This window comes from Celeribacter baekdonensis B30 (assembly GCF_000299875.1).
Classification (GTDB): domain Bacteria; phylum Pseudomonadota; class Alphaproteobacteria; order Rhodobacterales; family Rhodobacteraceae; genus Celeribacter; species Celeribacter baekdonensis_A.
In genome coordinates this window covers 179,422-198,165 of record NZ_AMRK01000002.1, presented here as the reverse complement: position 1 = coordinate 198,165, position 18,744 = coordinate 179,422, and the positions used below count along the sequence as shown (strand labels likewise).

Annotated in this window: 21 protein-coding genes and 1 tRNA gene; 12 read left to right on the top strand and 10 right to left on the bottom strand. The window is 57.4% G+C overall.

Annotation, left to right across the window (positions count from 1 at the left end; translation table 11 throughout):
• Positions 1-14: 14 nt before the first annotated feature.
• The 3 genes from B30_RS04445 to pyrC all read right to left on the bottom strand — a co-directional run bounded on the left by B30_RS04445 (position 15) and on the right by pyrC (position 3,482).
• Entirely contained in the window at positions 15-1,538 is a 1,524-nt protein-coding gene (locus B30_RS04445) for a replicative DNA helicase (protein ID WP_009570820.1), read from the bottom strand.
• A 204-nt stretch (positions 1,539-1,742) separates the two neighbouring features.
• Entirely contained in the window at positions 1,743-2,423 is a 681-nt protein-coding gene (locus B30_RS04440; protein ID WP_009570819.1) for an orotate phosphoribosyltransferase, read from the bottom strand.
• Positions 2,424-2,441: 18 nt separating this feature from the next.
• A complete protein-coding gene (gene pyrC, locus B30_RS04435; RefSeq protein ID WP_009570818.1) occupies positions 2,442-3,482 on the bottom strand; it encodes a dihydroorotase in 1,041 nt (346 codons plus the stop codon).
• A gap of 162 nt (positions 3,483-3,644) precedes the next feature.
• Between pyrC and B30_RS04430 the strand changes: the two genes are divergently transcribed.
• Genes B30_RS04430 through ureC form a run of 5 tightly spaced genes read left to right on the top strand, consistent with a single transcriptional unit; the run spans position 3,645 to position 7,218 of the window.
• Entirely contained in the window at positions 3,645-4,481 is an 837-nt protein-coding gene (locus tag B30_RS04430) for an urease accessory protein UreD (RefSeq protein ID WP_009570817.1), read from the top strand.
• Between the two features lie 23 nt (positions 4,482-4,504).
• A complete protein-coding gene (locus B30_RS04425; protein WP_009570816.1) occupies positions 4,505-4,807 on the top strand; it encodes an urease subunit gamma in 303 nt (100 codons plus the stop codon).
• 10 nt (positions 4,808-4,817) lie between these two features.
• The gene (locus B30_RS04420) at positions 4,818-5,123 is read left to right on the top strand and encodes an urease subunit beta (RefSeq protein ID WP_009570815.1); all 306 of its coding nucleotides are present in this window, start codon (positions 4,818-4,820) and stop codon (positions 5,121-5,123) included.
• Positions 5,120-5,494 carry a lysozyme inhibitor LprI family protein gene (locus B30_RS04415; protein ID WP_009570814.1) on the top strand — a complete coding sequence of 125 codons (375 nt, stop codon included), beginning with the start codon at positions 5,120-5,122 and terminating at the stop codon, positions 5,492-5,494. Before B30_RS04420 ends, B30_RS04415 begins: the two co-directional genes overlap by 4 nt.
• Positions 5,495-5,505: 11 nt before the next feature.
• Positions 5,506-7,218 carry an urease subunit alpha gene (ureC, locus tag B30_RS04410; protein ID WP_009570813.1) on the top strand — a complete coding sequence of 571 codons (1,713 nt, stop codon included), beginning with the start codon at positions 5,506-5,508 and terminating at the stop codon, positions 7,216-7,218.
• Positions 7,219-7,251: 33 nt separating this feature from the next.
• Here the strand turns inward: ureC and B30_RS04405 are convergent, their stop codons facing one another.
• Together B30_RS04405 and B30_RS04400 are read right to left on the bottom strand one after the other, a co-directional pair.
• On the bottom strand, positions 7,252-7,575 hold the full coding sequence (locus B30_RS04405) for a hypothetical protein (RefSeq protein WP_157789787.1): 324 nt from the start codon (positions 7,573-7,575) through the stop codon (positions 7,252-7,254).
• Positions 7,576-7,637: 62 nt separating this feature from the next.
• On the bottom strand, positions 7,638-8,768 hold the full coding sequence (locus B30_RS04400; RefSeq protein ID WP_157789786.1) for a hypothetical protein: 1,131 nt from the start codon (positions 8,766-8,768) through the stop codon (positions 7,638-7,640).
• A gap of 121 nt (positions 8,769-8,889) precedes the next feature.
• Between B30_RS04400 and B30_RS04395 the strand changes: the two genes are divergently transcribed.
• From B30_RS04395 to ureG, 3 genes are read left to right on the top strand one after another with little or no spacing between them, the layout of a single operon-like run.
• Positions 8,890-9,468, top strand: a complete 579-nt coding sequence (locus B30_RS04395) for an urease accessory protein UreE (protein WP_009570810.1) — start codon at positions 8,890-8,892, stop codon at positions 9,466-9,468.
• Positions 9,461-10,096, top strand: coding sequence for an urease accessory protein UreF (locus B30_RS04390; protein WP_009570809.1), 636 nt, complete (start codon positions 9,461-9,463; stop codon positions 10,094-10,096). The genes B30_RS04395 and B30_RS04390 overlap by 8 nt, the downstream gene beginning before the upstream one ends.
• A gap of 43 nt (positions 10,097-10,139) precedes the next feature.
• Positions 10,140-10,754, top strand: a complete 615-nt coding sequence (gene ureG / locus B30_RS04385; RefSeq protein ID WP_009570808.1) for an urease accessory protein UreG — start codon at positions 10,140-10,142, stop codon at positions 10,752-10,754.
• An 8-nt stretch (positions 10,755-10,762) separates the two neighbouring features.
• Here the strand turns inward: ureG and B30_RS04380 are convergent, their stop codons facing one another.
• On the bottom strand, positions 10,763-11,773 hold the full coding sequence (locus B30_RS04380; RefSeq protein ID WP_009570807.1) for a hypothetical protein: 1,011 nt from the start codon (positions 11,771-11,773) through the stop codon (positions 10,763-10,765).
• A gap of 403 nt (positions 11,774-12,176) precedes the next feature.
• Complete coding sequence (locus tag B30_RS04375) at positions 12,177-12,392, bottom strand: hypothetical protein (protein ID WP_009570806.1); 216 nt, start codon at positions 12,390-12,392, stop codon at positions 12,177-12,179.
• Between the two features lie 180 nt (positions 12,393-12,572).
• Here B30_RS04375 and B30_RS04370 point away from each other — a divergent pair, with 180 nt between their 5' ends.
• On the top strand, positions 12,573-12,845 hold the full coding sequence (locus tag B30_RS04370; RefSeq protein WP_009570805.1) for a DUF2312 domain-containing protein: 273 nt from the start codon (positions 12,573-12,575) through the stop codon (positions 12,843-12,845).
• A gap of 11 nt (positions 12,846-12,856) precedes the next feature.
• Positions 12,857-13,549 carry a hypothetical protein gene (locus B30_RS04365; RefSeq protein WP_009570804.1) on the top strand — a complete coding sequence of 231 codons (693 nt, stop codon included), beginning with the start codon at positions 12,857-12,859 and terminating at the stop codon, positions 13,547-13,549.
• Between the two features lie 45 nt (positions 13,550-13,594).
• Here B30_RS04365 and B30_RS04360 read toward each other — a convergent pair whose 3' ends face one another.
• Positions 13,595-14,473: a hypothetical protein gene (locus B30_RS04360; protein ID WP_009570803.1), complete on the bottom strand. Its 879-nt coding sequence runs from the start codon at positions 14,471-14,473 to the stop codon at positions 13,595-13,597.
• Positions 14,474-14,799: 326 nt separating this feature from the next.
• On the opposite strand from B30_RS04360, the gene B30_RS04355 reads away from it, so the two are divergent.
• Complete coding sequence (locus tag B30_RS04355; protein WP_232616899.1) at positions 14,800-16,374, top strand: ABC transporter permease; 1,575 nt, start codon at positions 14,800-14,802, stop codon at positions 16,372-16,374.
• A 74-nt stretch (positions 16,375-16,448) separates the two neighbouring features.
• A tRNA-Thr gene (locus B30_RS04350) sits at positions 16,449-16,524 on the top strand.
• Positions 16,525-16,819: 295 nt separating this feature from the next.
• On the opposite strand, the gene B30_RS04345 is transcribed toward B30_RS04350, so the two are convergent.
• The gene (locus tag B30_RS04345) at positions 16,820-17,764 is read right to left on the bottom strand and encodes a retron St85 family RNA-directed DNA polymerase (protein ID WP_009570801.1); all 945 of its coding nucleotides are present in this window, start codon (positions 17,762-17,764) and stop codon (positions 16,820-16,822) included.
• On the bottom strand, positions 17,761-18,711 hold the full coding sequence (locus B30_RS04340; protein ID WP_152003553.1) for a retron St85 family effector protein: 951 nt from the start codon (positions 18,709-18,711) through the stop codon (positions 17,761-17,763). Before B30_RS04340 ends, B30_RS04345 begins: the two co-directional genes overlap by 4 nt.
• Positions 18,712-18,744 lie beyond the last annotated feature (33 nt).

Below are 18,744 nucleotides of genomic sequence, written 5' to 3'. Positions count from 1 at the left end.
TTATGTAATGGGTCTTAGTATTCGGGTTCGTTTTGTTGCCAAGGCTGAACAAGGTTGCCAAAGCGGGTGAATTCCGCCTCAAAGCTCAGTTCCACCGTGCCAATCGGACCGTGACGTTGTTTGCCAAGGATGACTTCGGCCTTGCCGTGCAGCCGTTCCATATCCTCGACCCAGCGCGTTGTGGCCTCCATATCATGCTCTTCGGGCTTTTCGCGCTCTTTGTAATATTCGCCGCGATAGACAAACATCACCACATCGGCGTCCTGCTCGATCGAACCGGATTCACGCAAATCCGAAAGCTGCGGTCGTTTGTCGTCGCGGCTCTCCACCGTCCGGCTGAGCTGCGACAGCGCGATCACCGGGATATTGAGTTCCTTGGCGATGGCTTTGAGACCCATGGAAATCTCGCCGATCTCCTGCACCCGGTTGCCTTGGCTGCGTGCGGTGCCGCGCACCAGTTGCAAATAGTCGATGATCAACAGGTCCAACCCATGTGTGCGCTGCAACCGCCGGGCGCGCGCCGCCAATTGCGAAATCGGAATGGCCGGGGTGTCGTCGATATAAAGCGGGCAGGTCTCAAGCGTTTTGGCGGCCTCGACAAAGCGGCGAAACTGATCCTCGGTCATGTCGCCCTGGCGAATTTTATGCGACGAAATCTCGGAGGCCTCGGCCAGGATCCGCGCCGCCAGCTGTTCGGCGCTCATCTCAAGCGAATAGAACCCAACAACCCCGCCTTCGACCGCGCCCGTGCGGCCATCCGGCAGCGTGCCCTTTTTATAGGCCTTGGCAATGTTGAAGGCGATGTTGGTGGCGAGCGAGGTTTTGCCCATCGACGGACGTCCGGCCAAGATGATCAAGTCGGATTTGTGCAAGCCGCCCATCTTTTTGTCGAGATCGTTGAGGTGGGTCTGAATCCCCGCCATGCCGCCACCGCGCTCATAGGCGGCGTTGGCGTTGAGCACGGCTTGGGTGACGGCGGAGAGGAAGGAGGTGAAGCCCGTTTCGCCCTTGCCCTGCTCGGCCAGCGTGTAGAGCCGCTGTTCGGCGGCCACGATTTGTTCGCCCGGATCGCGGATGTCGGAGCCGGAGGCGGCAGAACCCGCAATCTCATTGCCAAGCTCAATCAACTGTCGGCGCAGGAACAGATCATAGATCAATTGGGCGTAATCACGCACTGCATAGGTCGAAATGGCACTCGCCGCCAGACGCGCCAAATAGGCCGGGCCGCCCAACTCTTTGAGGCCTTCATGGTCCTCCATATAGGCTTTCAACGTCACCGGAGAGGCGAGCATATTCTTTTGAATGCGCTCCTGAGCCTTCTCGTAAATGTCTTTGTGCACCGGGTCGAAAAAATGGTCGGGCGAGATGATCGAAGCGATTTTGTCGAACACGTCGTTGTTGGTCAAAAGCGCGCCCAGAAGTTGCTGTTCGGCCTCGATGTTATGGGGCACCGCCCCCGCATAGGAGGTGATCACCGACGGTGTTGCCGCGTCCGTTTTGTCGCTGCGCGCATCCTGAAGTGTGGCGATGTCATTCATCCGGCTGGCCCTCTTTATGATCCTGCGAGTCGCGTGTTGCTCGCGGGTTTGGATTTCATAGCCGCCCGCGCGCCGGGTTTCAAAATGTATAACGTGTGGATAACTGGGTCACAGATGCACTTGGCGAGCTAACTCGGCTGTTTACAAAGAAAAACGCCGCCCCGAAGGGCGACGCACAAATTTCGGGCGCGGATTTTCGCCGCTTTATGCCTTTTTATTGGCCTCTTGCCACTCGCGCGGGGCGTTGAGGAATTTCTCCACCTCTGCGAGCGTTTCTGCGTCAAAGGCGCGTTGGCGTTTGGCTTCGGCCAAAACATCCCACCATGTACACAGGCTGATGAGCTTCACGCCATGATCGCCCAGCGTCTTTTCCGTCTCCGGGAAAATCCCGTAGTAAAAAATCACCGCCGTCCAGCCGCAAGTCGCGCCCGTCTCGCGGATTGCATCCACGAAAGACAATTTCGATCCGCCATCTGTGGTCAAATCCTCGACCAACAACACCCGTTCGCCTTCGGACATTTGCCCTTCGATCCGGGCATTGCGGCCATAGCCTTTGGGCTTTTTGCGCACATAGGTCATCGGCAGGGCCAAACGTTCGGCCACCATCGCGGCAAAGGGAATGCCCGCCGTTTCGCCGCCCGCGATATTGTCAAACGCCTCAAATCCGGCCTCGCGCATGACGGAAACCGAGAGGAAATCCATCAAGGTCGAGCGAATGCGCGGGTAAGAGATCAGCTTGCGACAGTCGATATAGGTCGGGCTGGGCAGGCCGGAGGCCAGTGTGAAGGGCTCGCGCGCATTGAAATGCACGGCCTTGATTTCCAACAACATCCGCGCCGTCAAACGGGCGATTTCGGTCTCGTCAGGAAAGGAGGAGGGGATCATCTGGCGGTCTCTTTCGTCTTAGGCCTCGACGCTCCAATGGAGCGGCATTTGCGGGTCAAATACGGTCACGGGACCGTTTTCGGTGTCGATTTTGGCGGGGTAGCGGACCGGATTGCCCCGGCGCAGCGTGATCGTTGCCTCATTGAGCGGCAGGCCATAGAATGTCGGCCCGTTGATCGAGGTGAAAGCTTCGAGGGCGTCCAGTTTCCCCTCTTTTTCAAACACTTCGGCGAGGATTGACATGGTGTTCGTGGCGGTGAAACATCCCGCACACCCACATGCGGTCTCTTTCGCCCCGTCCAAATGCGGTGCGGAATCGGTGCCCAAAAAGAACTGTTTGTCGCCAGAGGTCGCCGCCTCCACCAAAGCCAAACGATGCGTTTCACGTTTGGCCACGGGCAGGCAATAATAATGCGGTTTGATCCCGCCCACGAGGATGTGGTTGCGGTTGATCACAAGGTGATGCGTGGTGATCGTCGCGCCCAGACCCTCATCCACAGAACGGGCGTAATCGACGCCGTCCTTCGTGGTGATATGCTCCATGACCACTTTGAGGCCGGGGGTGGTGCGGCGGATCGGGTCGAGCACGGTGTCGATGAACACTTTTTCACGATCAAAAATATCCACGTCTGGTGTCACCACCTCGCCATGGATACACAGCGGCAGGCCGATCTCGGCCATTTTTTCCAACACGGCGCGCACGTTTTCAAAATTCGTGACACCCGAGGCCGAATTGGTCGTCGCCCCCGCCGGATATAATTTCACCGCTTTCACCAAGCCGCTGGCATGGGCCATGGCCACGTCTTCAGGGTCTGTTTGCTCGGTCAAATAGAGCGTCATCAACGGCTCAAACTGACCTTTGCGCGGGTTCGCTTTGAGGATGCGCTCGCGGTAGGCGGCTGCATCGTCGCCGGTGACCACGGGGGGCACAAGGTTCGGCATCACGATTGCGCGGGCAAAATGACGTGTGGTTTCGGGCAAAATGGCGTTGAGCATCGCGCCATCGCGCAGATGCAAATGCCAATCGTCGGGGCGGCGGAGGGTGAGTGTATCGATCATGCCCCTGAATTACCGCGTTCCGGCACAAAGCACCAGATGGCAGTTTGTGCTTATTTTTTAAGCGGATGGTCAGTTTTCGCGGCGATTGTGTACAATCGGGCGGCTCCGGGATTGAAGCCTCTGCCGGGCCAAGGCTAGCGTGGTGACGACTTGGAGACTTGGATGCTCGATACCTCACTTCAAACCCCGCCCCAAACCGCGGTGCCAACCATGCAGCGTGTGCGTGGGCGTGCGCTTGTGGTCATGGGCATGAATGGGTTGAAGGATTTGCACCAATCCGGCTCCGCAAAAGCAATGTTGCCGCGGGTGCACACCAAAGTGCCAGAGGTGGTTTTTCTCAATACATCCGGTGGGTTAACCGCCGGGGATCAGTTGGATTACACGCTTGAGGTTGAGGCGGGCGCGGCGCTTGTTGGCACCACACAAACCGCCGAGCGCGCCTATGCCTCTGTTGCCCATGGTGCGGATGCCGATGTCTCTGTGCGCCTGATTGCCGGGGCGGGGGCGCGGCTCGATTGGTTGCCGCAGGAAACCATCTTGTTTGAAAATGCGCGTCTCAATCGACGCACTTGTGCCGAGATCGTCGGGGACGCACGGTTTGTCTCTGTCGAGTCGCTGATCTTTGGCCGTGCTGCCATGGGTGAGACGCTGCAAACGCTGCATCTGCGGGACCGTCGCGAAATCCGCCGCAATGGGCGGCTTGAGTTTTTGGAACCGCTCGAGATCGACGCCGCCCTTTTGGCCGCGCGCGATCATGCGGTGACGCTCGGCGGGGCGCGCGCGGTAGCGACCATTGGGATGTTCGCGCCGGGTGCCGAAGCCTTGGCCGATCTGGTCAAACAGACGGCGCAAGAGGGCGTGAGCGCCGGGGTGTCGGGCTGGAACGGCAAACTTGTGATCCGAGCGATGGCGCCGGATGGCTATCCGCTGAGGCGCTATGTTGCGCGGGTTTTGAAGCAGATCAGAGGTGTGGACCTGCCGCGCGTCTGGCAAATGTGACTTGAATCAAACGAGGGACGACCATGAACCTGACCCCGAGGGAAAAGGACAAACTATTGATCTCTTTGGCCGCGATGGTGGCGCGTGGGCGCCTTGCGCGGGGCGTGAAGCTGAACCATCCCGAGGCCATCGCGTTGATCACCGATTTCGTCGTCGAAGGCGCGCGGGACGGCAAAATGGTGTCCGAACTGATGCAATCTGCGGCACATGTCGTGACCAAAGACATGTGTATGGAGGGCATCGCCGAGATGATCCCCGAGGTGCAAGTCGAGGCGACTTTCCCGGATGGCACCAAATTGGTCACCGTCCATCACCCCATTCGTTAAGGAGACCGTCATGATTCCAGGTGAGTATTTCATTGCTGAGGGCGACATCGAGTTGAACGCGGGCGCTGAGGTGACCGTGCTTGAGGTCTCCAACACCGGCGATCGCCCGGTGCAGGTCGGCTCACATTACCATTTCTATGAGACCAACGCCGCGCTGTCCTTTGACCGCGACGCCGCACGCGGCAAGCGGCTCGACATTGCGGCGGGCACGGCGGTGCGGTTCGAGCCGGGTCAAACCCGCGAAGTCAGCCTTGTGCCGCTGTCTGGCAAGCGCGAAGTCTACGGCTTCAATCAGCAAGTGATGGGTGCGTTGTGATCCGTAAAGCTCTGATACTGATTGCGTTTTGCGGACCTGCCTTGGCGGAAGAGCCGCAGGTGGATTGCGACAATGCAATGACGCAAACCGACATGAACATCTGTTCCTATCAGGATTATCAAGCTGCGGATGTGGAGCTTAATGAGACCTACGCATGGGCCATGGATCGCGCCAAAGGCTATGGCCAAACCGCTGCTGATGCGTTGAGGACCGCGCAACGGGCGTGGATTCCCTATCGGGACGCTGCCTGTGAGGCGGAGGCGGTGCTCTATGAGGGCGGGTCGATCCAGCCGCTGATCATGAGCAGTTGTTTGGCAAGTTTAACACGGCAGCGCACGGACGAGATGCGCTCTGCCTATCAGACGTACTGAGAGGGACCGAGATGCCTGCAAAAATTTCCCGCGCGACTTATGCCGATATGTTTGGCCCCACCACAGGCGACAAGGTTCGGTTGGCCGACACGGATTTGATCATCGAGGTCGAGCGCGACCTGACGGGCCCTTATGGCGAAGAGGTCAAATTTGGTGGTGGCAAAGTGATCCGCGATGGCATGGGACAGTCGCAATTGTCGCGCGCCCAAGGCGCCGTTGACACGGTGATCACCAACGCGTTGATTTTGGATGTGACCGGGATTTTCAAGGCCGACATTGGCCTCAAAAGCGGGCGCATCGCCGGGATTGGTAAGGCCGGGAACCCCGACACCCAGCCGAATGTTGACATCATCGTCGGACCCGGAACCGAGGTGATCGCGGGCGAAGGCCGGATCATCACGGCGGGCGGCTTTGACAGCCACATCCATTTTATTTGCCCGCAACAGATTGAAGACGCTCTGCATTCTGGCCTGACCACCATGTTGGGCGGTGGCACAGGGCCGGCGCATGGCACGTTGGCCACCACCTGTACCCCCGGTCCGTGGCATATCGGTCGGATGTTGCAGGCGCTGGACGGTGTGCCGATGAACATCGCATTGGCGGGTAAGGGCAACGCGAGCCAACCCCAGGCTTTGGTCGAAATGGTCAAAGCGGGTGCTGCGGCGCTGAAGCTGCACGAGGATTGGGGCACCACGCCCGGTGCGATTGATTGCTGTCTGTCCGTGGCCGATGACATGGACGTTCAGGTGATGATCCACACGGATACATTGAACGAATCCGGCTTTGTCGAGAATACGGTCAAGGCGATGAAAGGCCGTACAATCCACGCGTTTCACACCGAAGGCGCGGGCGGGGGGCACGCCCCCGACATCATCAAAGTGGTGGGTGAGGAGCATGTGATTCCGTCCTCCACCAACCCGACACGGCCCTACACGGTCAACACGTTGGAAGAGCATCTCGACATGCTCATGGTCTGTCACCACCTCGACAAATCCATTCCCGAAGATGTGGCTTTTGCTGAATCGCGCATTCGCAAAGAAACCATCGCCGCCGAAGACATCCTGCATGATATGGGCGCGTTTTCGATCATCGCCTCTGACAGTCAGGCGATGGGGCGAGTGGGCGAAGTCTTGATCCGCACCTGGCAAACGGCGGACAAGATGAAAAAACAACGCGGTCGCTTGTCGGATGAGACTGGCGACAATGACAACGTTCGGGTGAAACGCTACATCGCGAAATATACGATCAATCCGGCGATTGCCCATGGGATGAGCCGCGAAATCGGGTCGATCGAGGTCGGCAAACGCGCCGATTTGGTGATGTGGTCACCGGCGTTCTTTGGTGTGAAACCGGAGATGGTGCTTTTGGGCGGCTCAATTGCCGTGGCGCAAATGGGCGATCCGAATGCCTCGATCCCGACGCCGCAGCCCGTCTATACCCGCCCGATGTTTGGCGCCATGGGGCGCGCGGTGGAACATTCCGCCGTGTTGTTCGTCTCTGCCGCCGCTCAGGCCGAAGGCATCGGCGCCTCTTTGGGCCTCCACAAACAAACCGTAGCGGTGGAGAACACCCGTAAAATTGGCAAATCGTCGATGGTGATGAACACGGCGACGCCCAAGATCGACGTCAACCCGGAAACATACGAGGTGCGCGCCGATGGCGAGCTTTTGACCTGTGAACCCGCCTCTGAGTTGCCGATGGCGCAGCGCTATTTTCTGTTTTGAACGACCTGCTTGGCTGATCTGCGGGTGGAGATTTCAATGGTGTTCGATCACGTCAAACTCTTCTCCCGCGGTTTGCGCCAGCATGAACGCGTCGGTCTCATCGCGCGGTTCGGTGCGGATCGAGGTGACGTGTTTGGTCGCGTAAAAGCGGTTGTCGTTGAGGATGCTGTCCGGCAGCTTGGAAATATCGAACACTTGATAGGCGGTGCGCGACACCACGACATCGTAGGAAAATCCGACAAAGCGGCCAGTGTCGTTCATCTCGATAAAGCGCGCCTCCAGCGCGGTTTCGCGGGCGCGCAATTCGGCGATTTTGGCGCGTATATTGGCCAGTTCGTCGGCCGGGGATCGGGTCATGAACATCGTGTGTCTCCTTCTGGATTCATCATGGCGTGGTTGGGCGGGATATTGCGCTCGGGTCAACCGCCCGAGATCGCGCGGGATGTGGCGAAGGCGGCGGGCAGGTCGTCACTCAGATCAAATTTGCCAAGCTCCACCTGTAAATCCATTTCGGTTTCAAGCCTTTGGGCCTCGCTCAGCGCTTCGGACAAGGTCACCGGATCAAGCGGCGCGTCGGCATCCGCAAGGGCCTGTGCGATCTCTTCTTCGTGCAGACCGGCCATAGGTTGCAGATGCGCATGGGTCGTGGGACGCAGATCGCGCGGGGTCTCACATTCGGGGGCTCCATCCGCCGTTACATCCAGGTATGTTGGGGAGCTCGGCGTTTGGGGCGCGTCTTTGAGGCCAAATGGATCTTCGCTGGTGACGGTGATCTTCTCCTCTGGTCGGGGGGCAGGTGCGTCGCGCGCAAAAGGGGGGAGGTCAGGTGCTGCGACATTGATGTCTTCAGGGCTGTCGACCGCTTCAAATCTGTCGCTGAGGTCCAGCATGTCACCGATCGGGTCCCCTTCATTCACGGGCGCCCCGATGGTGCGCATTTCGGTGGGGGAAGGTGTCACAGAGCCTCTGGCTGTCGTCGCGGGTTCTGATGCAATGCTGACTTCAATGAGGCGATCATCAATGAGGCGATCATCCGAGGTTTCCTCCAAACCTCCGAACCCGACGTCCATCTCCTCGGTCTTGAAAACCTGTTCTTGCGGCAGATCATCTGTGATCTCGGGAAAATCCATGGAGTCGGCCCTTTGCTCAGGGGGCACATCGACAGGCCCATCAGAGGGGCGCGCCTCCGGGGTGTCGGTGAGGGCGGGGTCCAGGTGTGAGACCGGCGCGGGGAGGGCAGAGGGCACAGCGGCGGCTGTTGTTTTCGGCCAGATCAACACAACGGTTTCAGCCTGCTCGATGAGAAGGCTTGGATCGAGAAACACCTCTTTCGGCAATTTTCCAAGATCAACCCGGCGCGGGCGGCGCTGTTCGATCACGGCATCGCGGGAGGTGCCACAGACGCGCATCCCGCCGGTCTGTGTGGCAAAACTGCGGATTTCGTCGCAAAGCTCCGCCTCGCGGTTGCGGAGGCGTTCGATATGCGCGCGCACAGTGGCCAATTCGTCCACGGCCTCTAAAGCGGGATGATCATGGGGAGGCAAAGTCATGGCGTCACAACGGTTATGGGGTCAAAGGATATGGGCTTAGAACTCATGGTCTGGGTCTCCTTGGCCTCTATTTGGGGGCGAGTCGGTTAAGAAAGTCCCAATTCTTGAAGGAGAGTATGAAATGAGCGCGATGAAAGCCTTTGACGTGCTGCCCGGCGGCGGCTCTGGGGCCACAGACACCGTCAGCGACACGGTTGCGTTAACCTATGATCAACGGTTGGTGCGCCGCAAAAAGCTGATGACAGCGGCAGGGGAGGCGATTTTTCTCGATCTGCCGCAGACCATTTCGTTGCAGGCTGGCGATGGTATCCGGCTTGAGGACGGACGGGTCATCGGAGTGGTGGCCGCTGAAGAGGCGCTTTTGGCCATCACCGGGGATACGGTGACGCGCTACGCGTGGCACATTGGCAACCGCCATACGCCTTGCGAAATCGCGCCGGATCGTTTGATCATTCAACGCGACCCGGTGCTGAAGGCGATGTTGGAACAGTTGGGGGCAGAGGTGCACGACATTATTGCGCCGTTTAGCCCGGAAGGCGGGGCCTATGGTCATGGTCGCACCATGGGGCATGAGCATGGGGGGCATGAACATATGGGGCATGTGCACGGCGACCACGGCCATGACCACCCCCATACGCATAACCATGATCACCACCACGAGCATGCCCACGACCATTCCCACGATCACCCCCATGACTGACCAAAGCCTGCTCACCCTGACCCAATGGCTCTCACCGGCGTTTCCGCTGGGCTCTTTCGCCTATTCCCATGCGCTGGAATTGGCGGTCACGGAGGGAGTGGTGAGCGATGGCGCAAGCCTTGAGACATGGTTAACGCTGACGCTGCAAAAGGGCGGTGGCCGGGTTGACGCCTGGCTGTTGTCGATGGTGGTGCAGGGCGCGGATGTGGAGGAGATGGCGGCACTGGCAGAGGCTTTGGCTGGCACGCGCGAGCGCTGGCACGAAACCTATGAACAGGGCGCGGCCTTTGCCAGAACCGTGGCGCAGATGGGCGGCTCTCAGGCCCCGGCGCGGGCTTTGCCGGTGGCGGTGGGGGTGGCGGCGCGCGCGCTTGATCTACCCGTCAAAACGGTGATTTCGCTTTACCTTCATAGCTTTACCTCCAATCTTGTGTCCGCCGCCGTGCGCTTTGTCCCTTTGGGGCAGGCGGTGGGGCAGACGGTTTTGTCAAACCTGCACAGCGTGATCGCGCAAGTGGCCGAAGAGGCTTTGGCCGCGACAGAGGCGGGGTTGACGACCGGGGCTTTTGCCGCCGACCTGATGGCGGCGCGACACGAAGATATGGATGTGCGTATTTTTAAAACCTGAGAGCCCATCAGGATCACCACTCAAGATCAACAGGAGACAGATGATGGCATCCCCAAACGGACCTTTGCGCGTTGGAATCGGCGGCCCCGTGGGCGCGGGCAAAACCACATTGACCGGGGCTTTGGCCAAGGCTTTGTCAGAGACCTACTCGGTCGCGGTGATCACCAATGACATCTACACCCGCGAGGATGCGGAGGCGTTGATGCGGCAACAAATCTTGCCGATGGAACGCATTCGCGGCGTGGAAACCGGCGGTTGCCCGCATACGGCGATCCGCGAAGATGCCTCGATCAATCTGGCCGCTGTAGCGGATTTGAATGCGGCGTTTCCGGATCTCGATGTGATTTTGATTGAAAGCGGCGGCGACAATCTGGCCGCGACCTTTTCGCCGGAACTCGCGGATTTGACGATCTATGTGATCGACACCGCCGCTGGACAGGACATTCCGCGCAAACGCGGGCCGGGGGTGACGCGGTCTGATTTATTGGTCGTGAACAAGGTCGATCTTGCCCCCTATGTCGGCGTCGATCCGGCACTTTTGGAGGCAGACACCAAACGCGCGCGTGGGGGGCGGCCTTATATCATGGCCTCGATGCGCAACGGTTTGGGCGTGGCCGAGGCGGTGCGGTTTGTCGAAGACGAGGGCGGGTTGGGCTAGGCGAGGGGCTAGGCGCCCAGCCCCTCAGCCTCTTTTTCCCACGGCAATGTCACGCCTTTCTCTTCCAAAGCGGATGTCGCAGTTTGCAACGCACGGCGGAACCGGCGCGCGCCGGGGCGGGTTTTGACCACATGGCGGCACAAAAGCGCGGTTTGCATCGGACGGTTGTCCGGGGCCAGTTCCCCCAAAAGCCGACGCAGATAGCCCAAATGCTCGCGCCGCATGCGCAACGCCTGTGTCATCCGGCGTTGATCGAGAGTGCCCTGCATCGCGGCCACTAAGATTGGTGCCAAAGCCCCCATTTCCATCATTTCAAATTCCGGGTCGGCGCCAAACAAGCGGCAGGGGACGCGGCTGACATGCGGTTGATGAAACAGGGCGGCGTGTATTGCGTCCAGTTCGATCTTTGGATCATACAGGATAAACACCCGATCTGCACCATCAACCATATTTGGGGCAAAGCCATAGCGGGAGGTGAAATCCATCCGCCGAGTGGCCGGGAAACGATGATCCCAGGACGCCAGACGGCCATCCAGTGTGGCTTGGGGCGCAATGGCGATCACGGTCGCGCCGGGGGCAACTACGGAATAGGCGGCTGCGGCGTAACCACAGGCCCCGGCACCGTAAAACACCACCTGATCGAAATCCTCAAAAAAGCCTTCGTCGACGAGACGGTCGAAATAGCGGGTGATTTCAGGCGCGCGGAACCAGACGTTTTTGGGGTCGGGGCCATGGGCGATCAGGGTGAGGGTGGACCAACCGTGATGAGCGGCCAGCATCATCCCGTGCGGGTAGCCCAGATCGGTGCGCTCTGTTGCGCGTTCATAGGTGTCAAAACACACCAAGAGTCGAGGTTTTTCATCCAAGAACGCAGCCGAGAAATCGGAGCCGAGCGGCTGATAATAGCCGAGCTCTTCGGACAGATCTTCAATCGCGTCGCACCATTCTGCGCGCGAAAAATCGGAGATGTCTTCTAAATCCGCCACGGCCTTTTGCAGGTCAGTCTCCAGATCGTCCATCGTGCGGTTCTCTCCTTGCGTCGCTGGTTTGGCCGGTTGTCTCGCCGGTCCATTGCCTCTGCGTCATGGTCTTTTTCGCTCACCACAACGCGCCTGTCTGCCTCGCGACCCCGCCCGATTGTGCGATTGGCTGCGTGAGATCAGAAGGCGTGAATTTGGTTAACGATCTGTTATCCAAATAGGGTGTTTTGGCGGCGATCAAAAGAAATTCTCTGGGAGATACGCGGACTGTCGCCAATGGCGAAACGATGTGCGTTCCGTCAGCGTTTTGGTGACGGCACGCTAAGAATTATGGCAAAAGAATGCGCGCAGATGCAGCGTTTTGGTTGGGGATGGGGTGGGGATTGCGACTCGCTGTGGCTGTGCGATGCTCTGCGTCGCAGGGCCGCGCTCGTGTCGCGGGTCAGCCTAAAATGATGCCAATCGTCACCGCACCCAGACCAATGGCGGAAATCATCAAGGCGATAAGATTCAGCGCCACGACTTTTTGCAGGCGCGCGCGGATGTCTTCGTCAGTGCCGCCGAGTTTTTTGGCCTTCAAAGCCGCGATGATGCAATAGATCAACAGCGCCACGCCCGAAAGCGCAAGGGCTGCGCCGGTCCAAATCAACCACTCCATCTGACTCTCCTTTATCTGTCCAAAACTCTCGTGGCTTTCGCCTAGCGGCTTCGGTGACATGAGGCAAGTCTGAGGTGGCAAAAGAGCGCCGCTTTGCATGATCCGAAGGCTTGCTTTGGGGCATCCGGGCGGGTAGGGATCAGGCTCATTTCGACATTTGCGCATCAGGAAGGTCCCGACATGATGGACGACGAATATACCCCCGGCCCCGACAGCTCTTACCGTGTCACGGCAGAGGAGCTGCGCCAGTTCATCGAACGCTTTGAGCGTCTTGAAATGGAGAAAAAGGACATTGCCGATCAACAAAAAGAGGTGATGGCCGAGGCCAAAGGCCGTGGTTACGACACCAAAGTGATGCGTAAAATCATTGCTTTGCGCAAGAAATCCTCGGATGAAATCGCCGAAGAAGAGGCCATTCTCGACATGTATAAAGAAGCGCTGGGCATGAGCTGAGGCGTGGTTTTGTGACCCGGCGCTGGGGCCAACGGCTTGTCCTGTCTCTGATCGCATTGAGTGCGGGCTTTGGGATTGGGCTTTTGGCGCTTGGCTTTACGCCGGTTCTCGCCGCGTTTTGCCCCGGATGTTTTGGCTTTCAAACCATTGGCCCAAATGTGTTCAGCGAGGCCAATACCCCGGCGGCGGATCAGGAGATCCTGCGCCGTTTGAGCTTGGCCGAAGCGCGGGTGAGTGCGGCGTTTGGACCGATGGCGGTCGAAAAACGCCCGCGTATTTTCCTGTGTTACACCCAGACCTGCAACACCGTCATGGGCGGGCACCAAACCCGTGCCCTGACCTATGGTGCGCAGTTGTTTTATCTGGGCCCGAGCGGGCATGACACGGAAATCATTGCCCATGAATTGGCCCATGTGGCGCTGCACCGCCAGATTGGCGTGCGCGCTATGCGGTATTTCCCGGCTTGGGTGGACGAGGGCATCGCCACCTATGTGTCGCGCGATCCGCGTTTTGATTTGAACCCGTTGAGCTGTGATCCGGGGGCGGGGGCTTTGCCGCAAACGGCGGCGGAGTGGCGCCACTCAGATGGCGCGCGCGAGGCGGTGTTTTATGGCCAGGCCGGGTGCCGTGCGGCGCGGTGGGTCAGGGCGCACCCGGTCAGCGGTCTGGAGGGGTTGATTGCGGTGCATCTGGCGGCTGGTTGACACCTCGCTTGGGCAGCGTTGCGTCATAGTGTGTCACGCGTTGCGTCAGGGGGCGATAAAATGCACGCCTTCCATCGTTTCGATCAGATCGAGATCGTCCTCGTAAAGCTCCGTCAGACGTTCGATCAAAGCCTCATCCCAACCCGGTAGATCAATTTCTTCCTCAAGCGCGTCTTCGTCGACGTATTTGTCGAGAAAAGCCGTCAAAATCCGCCGCCGTTGCACTTCGTTTTGCGGTCGATGGGTGTTGAGATAGGTGCGCAGGCGTTTCATGCCCTCGCGTTTCATGATCGTCGCCAAAATATCAAGCCCGCCTGAGATCGGCACCATCGGCCCGATCCCGGCGATGTCCCGCATGATCTGTGCCCAGGTCAGCGGTGTGTCCTCATAGGCGAAACAGGTGACCGCGGCATTCGGGCAGGATTTGCGGATCAGGGTCAATACATCCGACCAACGCAGGCTCTCAAGATCGGTGGTGTCGATAAAGCTTTCATAAGTCAGATTGGGGCCGCATTGGCTGAATGCGGCGGGGATAAACGTCGCCGGATTGCGCAGGCCGATAAAGAATTCGACCTCATGATCGGCAAAGACATTGCACAGCCAAGGCAATTTGAAACTGGCCTTTGTGTACAATCTGCCCTTGTCAAAGATAAAGGCGGGCAGGCAAATCACATCCTCATAGCTCAACACCAGCCGGGTACAGTCATCGCTTTCAAGCATCTGGTCGAGCAACATCTCCTGAGTCTCGGGCGTGGCGCGGGCACTTTTGACCTTGCGCATTACGTCGGGGAGCACGTCGCGGTAGAGCGACGGGTTCGGCACGGCAACGCCATGATCGGCCAAAACGGCTTTGTTTTTCAACAGCCCGCGCATGAGTTGCGCCCCATTGGTGCTATGTGCCCCGATATGGATGGAGATAATCATGGGTTTGGCTGCTTTCCTGTTCTGCTCTGATCGAGTGCCTTTCCACAGCCGCCCGGATTGGCCCCCGGTTTGGCCATGGTGCAACAGTGCCCCTCTGTCACCGCTCTGTGGCGGTGTTTGAGACGTGTCCCAATATAGGCAGTTTTCTGGACAGGGAAACCGATTTCGCTTATGGCTCCGGAATGACCGACCAAATGACTCAGTTTCCGCCGCAAACTCCCCCCTGTTCCGAGCCTCGACCTGAGCCTCGGCATGGCGCGCTCACCCGTGTGTCCAAGGTTTCACCCTGGTCGGTGGGGGCCTTTGTGATTGCCGCCGTGGTGTTGATGCCGCTTATGGCCGTGATCTGGATCGCCTTTCATCCCAGTGACAATATCTGGCCGCATCTGTTGGCCACGACCTTGCCACGCTATCTGGCAACGACGGCATGGTTGGCCTTTGGTGTGGCTGCTTTGGCGGGGGCTGTGGGGACGGGGGCGGCGTGGCTGGTCACCATGTATCGCTTCCCCGGCTCGCGCGCGCTTGAGTGGTTGTTGTTGTTGCCCTTGGCGATCCCGGCCTATGTCGGTGCCTATGCGTTGGTCGATTTCTTTGAATATGCAGGGCCGGTTCAAACTCTGATGCGTGGCATCTTTGGTTGGCAGAGCGCGCGCGACTATTGGGTGCCGGAGATCCGCTCTTTGGGCTCCGCCATCATCGTTCTGGCCGCCGCTTTGTCCCCCTATGTCTTTCTTATGGCGCGTGCCGCTTTTCGCGAACAATCCGGCTCGGTTTATGAAACCGCGCGCGCGCTGGGGGCGGGGCCTTTCGCGCGGTTTTTCCGCGTTGGCTTGCCCTTGGCACGCCCGGCCATTGCGGCGGGCACGGCGATTGTGATGATGGAAACGGTCTCAGACTACGGCACGGTGAATTATTTCTCGGTCCAGACGCTGACCACCGGTATTTTCTCCACATGGCTTGAGGGCGGCAACGCGGGCGGTGCGGCGCAAATTGCTTCGGTGGTGTTGGTTGTGGTGTTCCTTTTGGTCGGTCTTGAAAAAACCTCGCGCGGGCGGGCGCGGTTTCATTCCGGTGCGCGCCATCCCCGTCCGATTTCTCAGATTCAACTGGTCGGTTGGCAGGGGCTTTTGGCGACATTGTTATGCGCTGTGCCATTCCTGATCGGTTTTGTGTTGCCTGTGTCCGTCATGGGCTATCACGCGTTGGGCGAGCCGGATCAATGGCTGGCCCCGGGGCTTTTGATCGCGCTCAAAAACACCTTGGTTGTGGCCGGGTCTGCGGCGGTTTTGACCGTGCTTGCGGCGCTGTTCATGGTCTACGGCGTGCGCATGACCGGGCGCAAATTGCCTCGGATGATCCTGCCTTTGACCACGCTGGGTTATGCCGCCCCCGGTGCTGTTTTGGGCATCGGCATCCTGATCCCGCTTGCAGGCCTCGACAATATCGTCGCCGATGCGATCGAGGCGATGACCGGGCGCGATGTCGGCCTGTTGCTCACCGGCTCCGCCTTTGCCATCGTGCTGGCCTATATGGTGCGGTTTTTCGCCATCGCCCAAGGTGCCGCCGACGCGGCGATGGGGCGGGTCGCACCCTCCCTGCCAATGGCGGCACGTTCGCTGGGCCAAACCCTCGGCGGGACGTTGCGCCGGGTCTATGTGCCGCTGATCCGCAGCTCCGTCGGCACCGCCCTTTTGCTGGTCTTTGTCGATTGCGTCAAGGAACTCCCCGCCACGCTGCTGCTGCGCCCGTTCAACTACAACACGCTCGCCACCCGTGTGTTTGAAAAGGCTTCGCTCGAACATCTCGAAGAAGCCTCGCCAGCAGCCCTTTTGGTGATTTCCGTGAGTTTGCTGGCGGTGATCCTCATGGCCCGCTCAGAAAATGCCGCCGATTTGACCTGACGGGGCGTGTCAGCGAATTTTCCGTCACAAATCGCTTGCACCCGCGAAACCCAACGCTTAAATGAGCGCCGTGTGCCCCTATAGCTCAGCTGGTAGAGCAACTGATTTGTAATCAGTAGGTCCGCGGTTCGAGTCCGTGTGGGGGCACCATTTTTCACAATTAATTCAATACGTTGCGCATAATTTCCTCGTTCGCATTTGTTCTATTTTGAAATGCGGAAGCAATGCGGAAGCACGCGGTGAGAGAATCTGTGTGTGGTTTCTGCGCAACGTAGATTTGTGGGCCTTTTGCTGCCAGCATCCGAAAGCGCCTAAATAGTCGCTATCGGCCCAGAGCGGACCTTCGTCACTTCACTATCCGCTGCGATGCAGTTTCCCCTAAGCTGACATTTAATGGGTACGTGACATCATAAACTTGGCTGGCGTAAGGCGGTGAACGCTGTAACTACTGCGGATCGCCATTTCGTTTTGTGAAAGCAGAATTTTTGATCAGGGCCATCTGCGCTGGGTATTTCTCCCAAAGCTTGATAACGAAACTTGGTTCAAACTGTTTAGCGTAAGACAGATATCCTCTAAGCCTTTGCCGCTCTTTGGGTTGCATGCTGGGCGCGTTGTACACTTCGGAACGGACCCTCCTTTTTGTCTGCCGTCCCAGAGACATCAAACCATCGTTTGTGATGGTAATTCCAGTAACGTGTCGATTAAACTTCTTTGATGAGAACTTCGTCTTTTCTGCATTGATCATCAGCTTTGGTCTTTGAATAACTTCAAGCACCTCTTGAACCTGATTTGGAATGCCAAATAGGATGCCCTTGCTGTTGCTAGAAAAGGTGAGGTCATCTGAGTACCTGGTGAAGGCAATGCCAGAATCTCGGCACATAGACGAAATCTGTTTATCGAAGTTGATCATAACAGCGTTTGATATTGGCGGTGACCCCGGCGACCCAATGCTTAATCTCAGGCCGTTGTTCGTGCTCTTAAAAAATATCTTTCCGAGCATGGTAGCTTCTTCTTCAGACTCAACTATAGAGCGTCTCAGGGCATATTGTGAAAAGTCTATCGCCCTTATCGAAGGAAAAAAATCTTTGAAATCCATTTTGAGGAGAAACTGGTTCTGTAAATGAGGGCGAGCGTTGTCTGCTATATTACGTTCTTCGCGATACGCTGTCGCACACTCATGAATTTCAAGCTTCGGGAGGAGAAACTCGGACAGGATAAAGCGTTGAATAGATTTAAGGTCTTTAGAGGGTTGGGAAATTAATCTGACCCCGCCAGACCGTTTGGGAATTGTGTAATTTTTGTATCTAAATGGCGCCGTGTTTAAGTACGTATTAAACTCGCTATCTGAGAATGCAAAGCGGCGCTTTATGCGTTGAATGATATCGCTCATGGGGACACCTCTACATGCCGACCCCATAGGTTCATCCGGTTCTTGAAGCTACGGTTTGAGGTTCCTTCGGCTCGATAATACTCCAAAACCTCAAGTTTTATGGCACGTGAATCGTATCGTCTATTCCCATCCTTTCGGAATGCTAAGTCCACGCGATCAGAGATTTCTGGAGGCACAAAATAGAATGTTTGGGATGATCTTTTTTCCTGTTTGAGCAATTTGAACTTCGTGAGTATATACAGCGCGGATTGAAGTTGCCTTTTAGTAAAGTGTACTCCTAAGCTCGAAAGATAATTCTCAATTTCTGATTTTGTGAGGATCGTGAATAGATCAATGATCTGAAAGGTGAGAAAAATACTGTGGCCGTGGTTAGATGTGTCAAATAAGGATGTTTTATCGATTTTTTCGGATATTCCCCAAACCTCTTCCAGTATGTCTTCAACCTCACTTTCCTCCACATCATCAATGTTGTCGCTGTCAATCTCATAAACGAGAACAGATTCTTCTTTGTCAGCTTCCAGTGGCTTCAATATACCAAATTTGATGAAGGACTCGTTCAAGTGGTGTTGACTATGCACAACTACGATCATCTTTTGGCGTAGCGCGTCGTTGGCGAAGAACAGACCTAACTCAGCAAGCGAACCAGCGCTTTCCAAGATTACGACGATTACTGACGAGATCGCCGCTATGTCTTTCTCAAAGTCAGCGAGGTTGTTATACCCGTTTTGCCAGTCTTTGAAATTTTCTGCCAACGTGAAGCCTTCGGATTTTGCAGGCATCTTAGCAGACAGGTTCATAAACATATTTCGTATAGAATGATTGGTCATGACTCGTATATCGACAGGACCACCACAAATAAATGTAATATGGGGCGCTAGAAGTACCCTAGATTCTGTCAAATCAATCAGCTTTGAGAACTTGTCGCGGGGGTCAAGTTGTACAGACATCAAGCCCCCCGCATTGAGTATGCTCAGTACCTT